This is a genomic window from Trinickia violacea, assembly GCF_005280735.1.
Taxonomy (GTDB): Bacteria; Pseudomonadota; Gammaproteobacteria; order Burkholderiales; family Burkholderiaceae; genus Trinickia_A; species Trinickia_A violacea.
On the sequence record NZ_CP040077.1, the window covers coordinates 1291868 to 1303988 of the forward strand.

At 64.1% G+C, this 12121-nt stretch carries 10 protein-coding genes; 7 read left to right on the forward strand and 3 right to left on the reverse strand.

Features of this window, described 5'->3' with window-relative positions:
* Nucleotides 1-210 precede the first annotated feature (210 nt).
* From FAZ95_RS05920 to FAZ95_RS05945, 6 genes are all read left to right on the forward strand, one after another.
* Nucleotides 211-1974, forward strand: a complete 1764-nt coding sequence (locus tag FAZ95_RS05920) for an acetolactate synthase 3 catalytic subunit (RefSeq protein WP_137334439.1) — start codon at nt 211-213, stop codon at nt 1972-1974.
* Nucleotides 1975-2086: 112 nt separating this feature from the next.
* Complete coding sequence (gene ilvN, locus FAZ95_RS05925; RefSeq protein ID WP_136898714.1) at nt 2087-2578, forward strand: acetolactate synthase small subunit; 492 nt, start codon at nt 2087-2089, stop codon at nt 2576-2578.
* Between the two features lie 102 nt (nt 2579-2680).
* Nucleotides 2681-3697 (forward strand): ketol-acid reductoisomerase, encoded by a 1017-nt coding sequence (ilvC, locus tag FAZ95_RS05930; RefSeq protein WP_137331601.1) that lies wholly within the window; start codon nt 2681-2683, stop codon nt 3695-3697.
* A gap of 124 nt (nt 3698-3821) precedes the next feature.
* Nucleotides 3822-4460 (forward strand): phosphatidylserine decarboxylase, encoded by a 639-nt coding sequence (locus tag FAZ95_RS05935; protein ID WP_137331602.1) that lies wholly within the window; start codon nt 3822-3824, stop codon nt 4458-4460.
* 20 nt (nt 4461-4480) lie between these two features.
* Nucleotides 4481-5353, forward strand: coding sequence for a CDP-diacylglycerol--serine O-phosphatidyltransferase (gene pssA, locus FAZ95_RS05940; protein ID WP_137331603.1), 873 nt, complete (start codon nt 4481-4483; stop codon nt 5351-5353).
* Nucleotides 5354-5796: 443 nt separating this feature from the next.
* Nucleotides 5797-7341 carry a 2-isopropylmalate synthase gene (locus FAZ95_RS05945; protein WP_137331604.1) on the forward strand — a complete coding sequence of 515 codons (1545 nt, stop codon included), beginning with the start codon at nt 5797-5799 and terminating at the stop codon, nt 7339-7341.
* A gap of 147 nt (nt 7342-7488) precedes the next feature.
* Here the strand turns inward: FAZ95_RS05945 and FAZ95_RS05950 are convergent, their stop codons facing one another.
* The 3 genes from FAZ95_RS05950 to FAZ95_RS05960 form a co-directional block, all read right to left on the reverse strand.
* Nucleotides 7489-9096, reverse strand: coding sequence for a SulP family inorganic anion transporter (locus FAZ95_RS05950; RefSeq protein ID WP_137331605.1), 1608 nt, complete (start codon nt 9094-9096; stop codon nt 7489-7491).
* 97 nt (nt 9097-9193) lie between these two features.
* Nucleotides 9194-9847 (reverse strand): carbonic anhydrase, encoded by a 654-nt coding sequence (locus tag FAZ95_RS05955; protein ID WP_137331606.1) that lies wholly within the window; start codon nt 9845-9847, stop codon nt 9194-9196.
* A 221-nt stretch (nt 9848-10068) separates the two neighbouring features.
* The gene (locus tag FAZ95_RS05960) at nt 10069-10572 is read right to left on the reverse strand and encodes a hypothetical protein (protein ID WP_137331607.1); all 504 of its coding nucleotides are present in this window, start codon (nt 10570-10572) and stop codon (nt 10069-10071) included.
* Nucleotides 10573-10850: 278 nt separating this feature from the next.
* Here FAZ95_RS05960 and FAZ95_RS05965 point away from each other — a divergent pair, with 278 nt between their 5' ends.
* Nucleotides 10851-12098, forward strand: a complete 1248-nt coding sequence (locus FAZ95_RS05965; protein WP_137334440.1) for a branched-chain amino acid ABC transporter substrate-binding protein — start codon at nt 10851-10853, stop codon at nt 12096-12098.
* The last annotated feature ends 23 nt before the right edge of the window (nt 12099-12121 follow it).

Sequence of the window (12121 nt, forward strand, 5' to 3'; positions counted from 1 at the left end):
TGCGCCCCCGGCGTGTTGCATTGCGGGACTTATGACTTGACCGCGCTACGCACAGCGATTATCTTCGACGGTTCGCAACATAAGTGACTGTCTCTTTTGAGGCGAGCCCAAGAAGTTCGCCTGTCAACTGGACGCGCCGCTTGAACCCGAGCCACAAGCCCGGCAGAGAGCACCCGATCAATTTTTTGCCGAAAATTCGAAAGGTGAATGATGAATATGCCCAGCGCGGAATTCTCCACGTCGGATACGACCACCCCTCACGAAACTGACTCCATTGGCGCAACCGTGCTCATGCGCGCGCTCGCCGACGAAGACGTCGAATTCGTCTGGGGCTATCCCGGCGGCTCGGTACTCTACATCTACGACGAGCTGTACAAGCAAGACAAGTTTCAGCACATCCTCGTGCGCCACGAGCAGGCCGCCGTGCACGCCGCCGACGCCTATGCGCGCTCGACGGGCAAGGTCGGCGTGTGTCTCGTGACCTCCGGCCCCGGCGTCACCAATGCGGTGACCGGCATCGCCACGGCCTACATGGATTCGATCCCGCTGGTGATCATCAGCGGCCAGGTGCCGACTGCCGCCATCGGCCAGGATGCGTTCCAGGAGTGCGATACGGTCGGCATCACGCGTCCGTGCGTGAAGCACAACTTCCTCGTGAAGGACGTGCGCGACCTCGCGGCCACCGTCAAGAAAGCGTTCTACATTGCCCGCACCGGTCGTCCCGGCCCCGTGCTGATCGACATTCCGAAGGACGTGTCGAAGACGCCGTGCCAGTACGAGCCGTTGAAGAGCGTGTCGCTGCGCTCGTACAACCCGGTCACCAAGGGCCACTCGGGCCAGATCCGCAAGGCCGTCGCGCTCTTGCTGTCGGCCAAGCGCCCGTACATCTACACCGGCGGCGGCATCATTCTCGCCGACGCGTCGCGCGAGTTGAACCAGTTCGCCGATCTGCTCGGCTACCCCGTCACGAATACGCTGATGGGCCTCGGCGGCTATCGCGCGAGCGACAAGAAGTTCCTCGGCATGCTCGGCATGCACGGCACGTACGAAGCCAACATGGCGATGCAGAACTGCGACGTGCTGATCGCCATCGGCGCACGCTTCGACGATCGCGTGATCGGCGATCCGGCGCACTTCGCCTCGCGTCCGCGCAAGATCATCCATATCGACATCGATCCGTCCTCGATCAGCAAGCGCGTGAAGGTCGACATTCCGATCGTCGGCGACGTGAAGGAAGTGCTGAAGGAATTGATCGAGCAATTGCAGCACGCCGAGCATGGCCCCGACACCGAAGCGCTCGCGCAATGGTGGAAGGACATCGAAGGCTGGCGCTCGAAGAATTGCCTCAAGTACGACCGCGAGAGCGAGATCATCAAGCCGCAATACGTCGTCGAAAAGCTCTGGGAGCTCACCGACGGCAACGCGTTCGTCTGCTCGGACGTCGGCCAGCACCAGATGTGGGCCGCGCAGTTCTATCGCTTCAACAAGCCGCGCCGCTGGATCAACTCGGGCGGCCTCGGCACGATGGGCTTCGGCCTGCCGGCGGCGATGGGCGTCAAGATGGCGCACCCGGATGACGAAGTCGTCTGTATCACGGGCGAAGGCTCGATCCAGATGTGCATCCAGGAGCTCTCGACCTGCAAGCAGTACGAGACGCCGATCAAGATCGTCTCGCTCAACAACCGCTACCTCGGCATGGTCCGCCAGTGGCAGCAGATCGAATACAGCAAGCGCTATTCGCATTCGTACATGGATGCGCTGCCGGATTTCGTGAAGCTCGCCGAGGCGTACGGCCACGTCGGCATGCGCATTGAAAAGACTTCGGATGTCGAGCCGGCGCTCAAGGAAGCGCTGCGTCTGAAGGATCGCACCGTATTTCTCGACTTCCAGACCGATCCGACCGAAAACGTCTGGCCGATGGTTCAGGCCGGCAAGGGCATCACTGAGATGCTGCTCGGATCGGAAGACCTATAAGGACGCTTGCCCGCGCCGGCTTCGGCTCTCGCGCGCCTTCACGAAGGGCGCAACGAAGACGAAGCGGCGGCAACCGTTCGCATCGACATCTGGATAGACTGGGAAATCAACCATGAGACACATTATTTCCGTCCTGCTGGAAAACGAACCGGGCGCGTTATCGCGCGTCGTCGGGCTCTTTTCGGCACGCGGCTACAACATCGAAACCTTGACGGTGGCGCCGACCGAAGACCATTCGCTGTCGCGTCTGACCATCGTTTCCATTGGCTCCGACGACGTGATCGAACAGATCACGAAGCATCTGAACCGCCTGATCGAGGTGGTGAAAGTGGTCGACCTGACCGAGGGCGCCCACATCGAACGCGAGCTGATGCTGATCAAGGTGAGAGCGGTCGGCAAGGAGCGTGAAGAGATGAAACGGATGGCGGATATCTTCCGCGGACGTATCATCGATGTCACCGAAAAAACCTACACGATCGAATTGACGGGCGCGAGCGACAAGCTCGATGCCTTCATCGAAGGGCTCGACGCCGCCGTGATTCTCGAAACGGTCCGCACGGGCAGCTCGGGGATCGGCCGCGGCGAACGTATTCTGAAGGTGTAACGCCGCTTCGGTCGCGCGCCGGGCGAGAGGCCACCACGCCACGCCAACCCGGCGCAACCACGCAACGCATTTGAATTTCACTGATTACGCGAAGGAACAGACATGAAAGTTTTCTACGATAAAGACGCCGACCTCTCCCTCATCAAAGGCAAGCAGGTCACGATCATCGGCTACGGCTCGCAAGGCCATGCGCACGCGCTGAACCTGAAGGACAGCGGCGTGAATGTGACGGTCGGTCTGCGCAAGGGCGGCGCGTCGTGGAGCAAGGCCGAGAACGCGGGCCTCGCCGTGAAGGAAGTGGCGGAAGCGGTGAAGGGCGCCGACGTCGTCATGATGCTTCTGCCCGACGAGCAGATCGCCGAGGTCTACGCGAAGGAAGTGCACGCCAACATCAAGCAGAACGCCGCGCTCGCTTTCGCGCACGGCTTCAACGTCCACTACGGCCAAGTGATTCCGCGTGCCGATCTGGACGTGATCATGATCGCGCCGAAGGCGCCGGGCCACACCGTGCGCGGCACGTACTCGCAAGGCGGCGGCGTGCCGCACCTGATCGCGGTCGCGCAAGACAAGTCGGGCGCGGCGCGCGACATCGCGCTGTCGTACGCAGCGGCTAACGGCGGCGGCCGTGCCGGCATCATCGAAACGAACTTCCGCGAAGAAACCGAAACCGACCTGTTCGGCGAGCAAGCCGTGCTGTGCGGCGGCACGGTCGAGCTGATCAAGGCCGGCTTCGAAACGCTGGTGGAAGCGGGCTACGCGCCGGAAATGGCGTACTTCGAGTGCCTGCACGAGCTGAAGCTGATCGTCGACCTGATCTACGAAGGCGGCATCGCGAACATGAACTACTCGATCTCGAACAACGCCGAATACGGCGAGTACGTGACGGGTCCGCGCGTCATCACCGACGAAACGAAGAAGGTGATGAAGGACGTCCTCAAGGACATCCAGACGGGCGAGTACGCGAAGAGCTTCATCATCGAAAACCGCGCCGGCGCGCCGACGCTGCAATCGCGCCGCCGCCTGACGGCCGAGCACCAGATCGAGCAAGTCGGCTCGAAGCTGCGCGCGATGATGCCGTGGATCGCGAAGAACAAGCTCGTCGATCAGTCGAAGAACTAAATCGCGATGCTTTGCCGCAGCCGGTGCGAAACGCGTGCCGGTTGCACCAAAAAGCCGTCCGGAGTCGCCGTGCGCCGGACGGCTTTTGCTATGCTACGGTTTTACAAAAAGACTGAATCAATCCATGAATTACCCTCACCCGATCATCGCGCGCGAAGGCTGGCCTTTTATTGCGATTGCTGCCGTCGTTGCGTTGCTGATCCATGCCGTCGCGGGGTTCGGCTTTGCGTGGCCGTTCTGGCTGCTGCTGATTTTCGTCGTCCAGTTTTTCCGCGATCCGGCGCGTCCGATCCCGACGCAGGCGAACGCCGTGCTGTGTCCCGCCGACGGGCGTATCGTCGCGGTCGAAACCACGCACGATCCTTACGCCAATCGCGAAGCGCTGAAGATCAGCGTGTTCATGAACGTCTTCAACGTCCACTCGCAGCGCTCGCCGGTGGATGGCGCGATCTCGAAGGTCGAATATTTCCCCGGCGCGTACTTGAACGCCGCCATCGACAAAGCCTCGCTCGAAAACGAGCGCAACGCGGTCGTGATCCAGACCGCAGGCGGCCAGACGGTGACCTCGGTGCAGATCGCCGGCCTCATCGCGCGACGCATTCTCTGCTACGTGCGCGCCGGCGAGCCGCTGACGCGCGGCCAGCGCTACGGCTTCATCCGGTTCGGCTCGCGTGTCGATGTGTATTTGCCGGTGGGCAGCCGTCCGCGCGTCTCGATTGGCGAGAAGGTCTCCGCGTCGTCGACGATTCTCGCTGAACTCTAAGGCGGCACAAGGAGGTATCGATGGCCGCACTCAAACCGCGCCGCCCCCGGACCAACGGCACGCACTTGCCGCGGCCGTTTCGCCGCAACAAGGCGCTGGCCGCGGAGCCGGCGCCGATCGACAGCCGCCGCGCGCAACGCCAGCAGTTCCTGCGCAAGCGCGGGATCTATCTGCTGCCCAACGCATTCACCACCGCAGCGCTGTTCTGCGGTTTCTTCGCGGTCGTGCAGGCGATGAACGTGCGCTTCGAGATCGCGGCGATCGCGATCTTCGTCGCGATGGTGCTCGACGGGATGGACGGCCGCGTCGCGCGCATGACGCACACGCAAAGCGCGTTCGGCGAGCAGTTCGACAGCCTGTCGGACATGGTGTCGTTCGGCGTGGCGCCGGCGCTCGTGATGTACGAATGGGTGCTGAAGGATCTGGGCCGCTGGGGCTGGCTCGCGGCGTTCGTCTACTGTTCGGGGGCGGCGCTGCGTCTCGCGCGCTTCAACACGAACATCGGCGTCGTCGACAAGCGCTTTTTCCAGGGGCTGCCGAGCCCGGCCGCGGCGGCGCTGATCGCGGGCTTCGTCTGGCTCGCGACGGATAACCGCGTGCCGGTCAAGCTGGTATGGCTGCCGTGGGTGGCGTTCGCACTGACCGTGTACGCCGGCGTGACGATGGTGTCGAATGCGCCGTTCTACAGCGGCAAGGCGCTCGACGTGCGGCATCGCGTGCCGTTCGCTGCGATTCTCTTGGTCGTCGTGGCGTTCGTGTTGGTGTCGTCCGATCCGCCGCTCATGCTGTTTGGCCTTTTCGTGCTGTATGGCTTTTCGGGGTACGCTTTCTGGGCGTATATGACGATTCGGGGCAGGGAGAATCCGGCGAGGTCTTCGCCGCACGATCACTGATCCGGCACGATCCGGCCTACGCGGGGTTTTCGAAAACGGCAGCCTGATTGGCTGCCGTTTTTGTTTTGCCGCTCGGGGTGGCCGACCGGCTGGCGGTTCCCGGGAGCGCCAGCCGACGGAAGGCCGCCCCAGGGATGGCCGGCCCCGGGCTCGCCGGCCGACGGATGGCCGCCCCCGGGATCGCCCGCCGACGGATGGCCGCCCCACCCATTTGCACGATTATCCGAATGCCGCTATAGTCACCGGCATGGCAACTTTCACGTTCCCCCTCCTTTCCCTTCTAGCCGGTGCGCCGCTACGCGCGCTAGCTCTAGCGCGCCTGCCGCGCTGATCGTTTCCGCCCTCCGTTTGCCTCGTTCGTTGTTTGGCGTCGCCTGCGGTGGCGCAAACACCTGAATTCCGTTTTGTATCCAATCGAATGAACGAGTCCCCGGAGACCTGAAATGGCAGACAAGCTGATTATTTTCGACACGACGTTGCGCGACGGCGAGCAATCGCCTGGAGCGTCGATGACGAAAGAAGAGAAGATCCGCATCGCGAAGCAATTGGAGCGGATGCGCGTCGACGTGATCGAAGCGGGCTTCGCGGCTAGCTCGAACGGCGATTTCGACGCGATCAACACGATTGCGTCGATCATCAAGGAAAGCACGGTCTGCTCGCTTGCCCGCGCAAACGACAAAGACATTCAACGCGCCGCCGATGCCCTGCGCCCCGCCGAGCGCTTCCGGATTCATACGTTCATCGCGACGTCGCCGCTGCATATGGAAAAGAAGCTGCGGATGACGCCCGAGCAGGTCTACGAGCAGGCGCGCTTGGCTGTCCGCTTCGCGCGCAAGTTCACCGATGACGTCGAGTTCTCGCCGGAAGACGGCAGCCGTTCCGAGATGGACTTCCTGTGCCGCGTGCTGGAAGCGGTGATCGACGAAGGCGCGACGACGATCAACATCGCCGACACCGTCGGCTATGGCGTGCCCGAGCTGTACGGCAATCTCGTGAAGACGCTGCGCGAGCGCATCCCGAACTCGCACAAGGCCGTGTTCTCCGTGCATTGCCACAACGATCTCGGCATGGCGGTCGCGAACTCGCTCGCGGGTGTGCAGATCGGCGGCGCGCGCCAGGTCGAGTGCACGATCAACGGTCTCGGCGAGCGCGCGGGCAACACGTCGCTCGAAGAAATCGTGATGGCCGTGAAGACCCGCAAGGACTACTTTGGCCTCGATCTCGGCATCGACACGACGCAGATCGTGCCGGCATCGAAGCTCGTGTCGCAGATCACCGGCTTCGTGGTGCAGCCGAACAAGGCAGTGGTCGGCGCCAATGCTTTTGCGCACGCGTCGGGCATCCACCAGGACGGCGTGCTCAAGGCGCGCGACACCTACGAAATCATGCGCGCGGAAGACGTGGGCTGGACCGCGAACAAGATCGTGCTCGGCAAGCTGTCGGGCCGCAACGCGTTCAAGCAGCGTCTGCAGGAGTTGAGCATCACGCTCGATAGCGAAGGCGAACTGAACGCCGCGTTTGCGCGCTTCAAGGAACTGGCCGACCGCAAGGCGGAAATTTTCGACGAAGACATTATCGCGATCGTCACCGAGGAATCGGCACAGGCGCAAGAGCGCGAGCACTACAAGTTCGTGGCGCTTCAGCAGCACTCGGAGACCGGCGAGCGGCCGCACGCGCGCGTCGTCTTTTCGGTCGACGGCAAGGAGACGACCGGCGAGGCGAACGGCAACGGGCCGGTCGATGCGACGCTCAATGCGATCGAGAGCGAAGTCGGCAGCGGCTCCGAGCTGCTGCTGTATTCGGTGAATGCGATCACGACCGGCACTCAGGCGCAGGGCGAAGTGACGGTGCGTCTGTCAAAGAGCGGGCGCATCGTGAACGGCGTCGGCACCGATCCGGATATCGTCGCCGCGTCGGCGAAGGCGTATATCTCGGCGCTGAACAAGCTGTACTCGAATGCGGACAAGCTGAACCCGCAGCGTTCCTGATCGGCCGGGGGCGGTGTTGCCAGCCTCGCCGCCTCGATTTCCAGCCGTGCTAGAGCCTGTCCCGCTATTAGCGGGAACAGGCCCCAGAAAGCAACCCCCGCGCTCCGCAAGGCCGCGGGGGTTTTCACATGCGGGCGTCGAGGCGAACTACTCGGCTTCCGGCGAACGTCCGATCCAGACGCGCGGCCACCGCCGAGCCCACGCTCGCAAGGTCTCCTGCTGCGACATCGGCGGCCGCTGCCGGTAATCGACGACGATGCCGCGCCGCGGCGCTTCAGCGACAAAATCGTTGATCAGCGCGCTGACGTCGTAATCGACGAAATCGGCGCGCGTCACATCGACGATCACGGTCGCGCCGTTGGGAATCTGCCGCAGGTAATGCTTGAGCGGCACTTTGCCGAGGAACGACACGTCCTTGCGGAACGAGAGCAGGTAGTGGTCGTCATGCTGCGCGAGCATGATCGGGCTGCGCAGATTGCCGCCGATCGCCATGAGCACGCTGCTGAGGAGGCCGAGCACGATGCCGCTCAGCAGGTCGGTGGCGAATACGCCGGCGAGCGTCACGATGAACGGCGCGAATGCGCAGAAGCCTTGCCGCGCGACGGAGACGAACAGCGACGGCTTCGCGAGCTTGGCGCCGGTCATGATGAGGATGGCGGCGAGGCTCGCGAGCGGGATCAGGTTGATGACGTCCGTCAGGGCGATCACGCTGACCGCCAGCAGCACGCCGTGGATCACCGCCGACAATCGGCTTTGCGCGCCGGCTTGCACATTGGCCGAGCTGCGGACGATCACCGAGGTGATCGGCAGGCCGCCGAGCGCGCCGGCAATCAGGTTGCCGACGCCTTGCGCCTTGAGCTCGCGGTTGGGCGGCGCGGGCCGGCGCTCGGGGTCGATCTGCTCGACCGCTTCGAGGCTCAGCAGCGTTTCGAGGCTAGCGACGATCGCGAGCGTGATCGCGACGCGCCAGACGGCCGGATCGGCGAGCAGGGCGAAGTTCGGGCCGAAGTCCGGAAGCTGGAGCGCGCCTTGCAGCGCTGCGAACGACGCGAGCGAGGGCAGGGCGACGCGATGCTCGGCGGCGGGCGCGAACGCCGGGGCGAAGGCGCCGAGCAGCAGCGTCGCGGCGATGCCGAGCAGCACCACGGCGAGCGGCCCCGGCATCAGGCGCACCAGCGCGAAGCGCCGGAGCGCCTGGGTCTCCCAGGCGAACAGCAATCCAATCGAGAGGAGCGTGAGGGCGCAAGCCCCAAGCGACACATGGCCGAACCATGTCGATACCGTGGCCGCGCCGTGAGCGGCGTGGCCGGCGGCTGAGCCTTCGTCGCCGATGCCGAACGCGACCGGCAGTTGCGTGACGATCAGGAGCAGGCCGATGGCGGCGAGCATGCCCTTGATGACGGGCGTCGGCACGTACGAGGCGAGCCGCCCGGCCTTCAGCATGCCGAAGACGAACTGGATCGCGCCCGACAGCAGCACCGCGAGCAGAAACGTGGAGAAGCTGCCGAGCCGGGCGATGGCGTCGACGACGATCACGACGAGACCGGCCGCAGGGCCGCTCACGCTGAACCGTGACCCGCTCAGCAAGGCGACGACGATGCCGCCGACGATGCCCGACAGCAGGCCGGCGAATGGCGCGACGCCGGATGCCTGGGCGATGCCGAGGCACAGCGGCAGCGAGACGAGAAACACGACGGTGCCCGCGAACAGGTCGCGTGGGAACGAGGGTAGCCGCGAGGTTCGGTTATCTATCATTGAGTAGGACTCCAAAATTTGCTAATAGGACTGCCGTGACGACTCACGGCGCATGCGCTACTTGATCAATCGGGCGGTTGGGCGGAACGGGGCGCGTCTAGGCCGCGACGCCGCTGCGGGCGCCTTCGCGCGAGACCGCGAGAGCCGGGCGGCAGTTGTCGTCGCCGTAGCCCGACGAGAGGACTTTGAGGCGTCCGTCGGCGAGCGAGAAGATCCACCCATGCACGAGCGGAGCCGGCTCGCCGTGGCGCACGATCGGATGAGCGCGCAGCTGGCGCACCTGCTCGAGCACGTTCAATTCGGCGAGGCGGTCGGCGCGGGCGCGATCGGACGGCTGCTGCGCGAGTTCCGCGTCATGGGTGCGGGCCAGTGCGCAAAGCGGCGCGATGCGGCGCGCGACGTGCGGCAGATCGGTCGACGGCGGCAGCAGCGCGGCCCGCACGCCGCCGCAGCCGTCGTGACCGCAGACGATGATGTGGCCCACTTTCAACACCCGCACGGCGTATTCGAGCACGCTCGCGCAGTTGTCGTCGTCGGGCACGAACAGGTTGGCGATGTTGCGATGGACGAACAGGTCGCCAGGCTCGCAATGGGTGATCGTTTCGGCGGGAACGCGGCTGTCGGAGCAGCCCAGCCACAGCACATGAGGGCTCTGGCCCTGCGACAGCTCGTGAAAGAATCGCGGATCGCGAACGGCGGTTTCGTTCGCCCACGCGACATTGGCGACCAGCATGCGTTTGGGGCGTTGCATCTTGCGAAGCTCCTTGGAAGTCGGGGACGTGTGATGGTCGATGCGAGCACCGCACGATGTGTGCGGCGATTGCCTGCTTACGAAACGCTTTCTACAGGAAAGTTCCGATATCGCAAAGCAAACTACATTGCTATGCGATATCGATGCAGATATCGCAAAACAAACAGCATATCTATGCGAAATCGACGCAATTCAGGCATCCAAGGAGTGGGTGATGCGTGTCAGAACACGTTGCGGCGGTCCGGGTCGTGCAGCGGATCGGGGGTTTTCTGCGTCGTGCGCAGAATGCCCTGATCGTCGAAATAGAAGCTGTACAACATGTACCAGACGTTGTCCTCCATATAACGATACGTCCAGACCTCGCGCTTCATCAGCGGGAAGTACGACGTCTCGACCGGGCGGCCGAAATTGACGAGCACGTCCTTCCTGGTCCACGCACCGATTTGCGCGCGATAGAACTCGTTCGGTTGCAGCACCTGCCGCACGTTGATGATCTTGCCGGAAGCGTCGACATCGGCGGCGGTGGTGACTTCGCCCATCGGCTGCGTCGGCCACATCAGGCGCTTGCCGCCGTCGGGCAGGTCGTAGACTTCACGCGGCGGGCCGAGGCGGCTGGTGATCGTCGACTGGTCCGCGCCCGCCTGGAATTGCTGCCAAGGCTGTGCGCAGCCGGCGAGCAGCAGTGCCGCGGCGCAGGTCAGCAGGGGTGTCAGGCGCTTCGTCATGGAGTCCTCCAGTTGATCGAGTGACGGTTTTTATCACGAGGCCACATGATTTTGACAGGCCGCTTGCCAAAAGATTTTTTGAACGGCAGGCGTGTCTCGCGATACGAAGGCGTTCGCGAGTCGTTGCGGGCGATTGACTCGTAATGCCGGTAACGTCGGGCAATCCGTCGTGAACGGAACGCGGCGCATGTGCTTGCGAACGGCCTGCGGGCCAGCCTATGATCCGCGCTTCGAACCACGGAGGCGGAGTAGCGATGACACGAGCATGGACGAGGTGGATGGCGGCGCTTGCCGCCGCCGCATGGGTGGCAGCGGCGCCAATGGCGAAGGCAGCGGCCGGCGCGCCGATTCAGCTCGCGTTGATCGAGGGGATGTCGGGACCGTTCGCCAACGCCGGTGCCGCGGTCGAGCGGAATCTGCGCTTCGGCGTCGAGCGCGTGAATGCGCGGGGCGGCGTCAAGCTCGCTGACGGCGCGCATCCGCTCGAGCTGGTCGTGCTCGACAGCAAAGGCAGCACCGAAGGGGCGCTCTTGCAATTGCGCGCCGCCGCCGACCGGCACATCGGCTACGTGATGCAGGGCAATAGCTCGGCGGTTGCGGCGGCGCTCGTCGCGGCGATCGAAAAGCAAAACGCGCGCGAACCGGACAATCGCGAGCTGTTCCTCAACTATTCGGCCGACGACCCGGCGCTCACGAACGCCAATTGCAGCTTCTGGCACTTCCGTTTCGACGCGCACGCGGGCATGCGGATGGACGCCCTCGCGGACGTGATCCAGCAGGACCGCGCTGTGAAAAAGGTCTATCTGCTGAACCAGGACTACAGCTTCGGGCATGACGTCAGCACGCTCGCGCGCGAGGCGCTGGCGCAAAAGCGGCCGGATATCGCTGTCGTCGGCGACGAGTTCCATCCGATCGGCCGCGTGAAGGACTTCACGCCCTATATCGCCAAAATGCGGGCGAGCGGCGCCGACGCGGTCATCACGGGGAACTGGGGCAACGACCTGACCCTGTTGGTCAAAGCGGCGCGCGAGCAGGGACTCAACGCGAAGTTCTACACCTTCTACGGCAACAGCCTCGACGCGCCCGCGGCGCTCGGCGATGCGGGCGTGAAGCGCGTGATAGCCGTCGCGGACTGGCATCCCAACGCGGGACCGGCGGCCTCCGACGCCTACTACGAGGCTTTTCGCGCGCGCTTTCCGGCGGCCCAGGACGACTACCCGGTGCTGCGCATGGAAGTGATGATCGAGATGCTGGCAGACGCGATGACGCGGGCGGGCACGTCAGATCCGGCCGCCGTGGCAAAGGCGCTCGAAGGAATGAAGTTCGACAACGGTTTTCATCGCGCCTGGATGCGTGCGGAGGACCATCAGTTGATCCAGCCCCTTTATGTCATGGAGATGGACAAGGCAGGCGCGTCGGGCGTGCGCTTCGACAACGAAGGGAGCGGCTACGGCTTTCGCACCGTGCTTGCCTTGCCGCCGGAGCGCACCGTATTGCCGGCGACCTGCCAGATGAAGCGGCCCTGAACGAGCCGGTGCTGGACAGTCTG

Bases quoted from the DNA above. Each gene is read 5' to 3' on its own strand.
- FAZ95_RS05920 (WP_137334439.1), top strand. From the start codon at position 211: ATGAATATGCCCAGCGCGGAATTCTCCACGTCGGATACGACCACCCCT.
- ilvN (WP_136898714.1), top strand. From the start codon at position 2,087: ATGAGACACATTATTTCCGTCCTGCTGGAAAACGAACCGGGCGCGTTA.
- ilvC (WP_137331601.1), top strand. From the start codon at position 2,681: ATGAAAGTTTTCTACGATAAAGACGCCGACCTCTCCCTCATCAAAGGC.
- FAZ95_RS05935 (WP_137331602.1), top strand. From the start codon at position 3,822: ATGAATTACCCTCACCCGATCATCGCGCGCGAAGGCTGGCCTTTTATT.
- pssA (WP_137331603.1), top strand. From the start codon at position 4,481: ATGGCCGCACTCAAACCGCGCCGCCCCCGGACCAACGGCACGCACTTG.
- FAZ95_RS05945 (WP_137331604.1), top strand. From the start codon at position 5,797: ATGGCAGACAAGCTGATTATTTTCGACACGACGTTGCGCGACGGCGAG.
- FAZ95_RS05950 (WP_137331605.1), bottom strand. From the start codon at position 9,096: ATGATAGATAACCGAACCTCGCGGCTACCCTCGTTCCCACGCGACCTG.
- FAZ95_RS05955 (WP_137331606.1), bottom strand. From the start codon at position 9,847: ATGCAACGCCCCAAACGCATGCTGGTCGCCAATGTCGCGTGGGCGAAC.
- FAZ95_RS05960 (WP_137331607.1), bottom strand. From the start codon at position 10,572: ATGACGAAGCGCCTGACACCCCTGCTGACCTGCGCCGCGGCACTGCTG.
- FAZ95_RS05965 (WP_137334440.1), top strand. From the start codon at position 10,851: ATGGCGGCGCTTGCCGCCGCCGCATGGGTGGCAGCGGCGCCAATGGCG.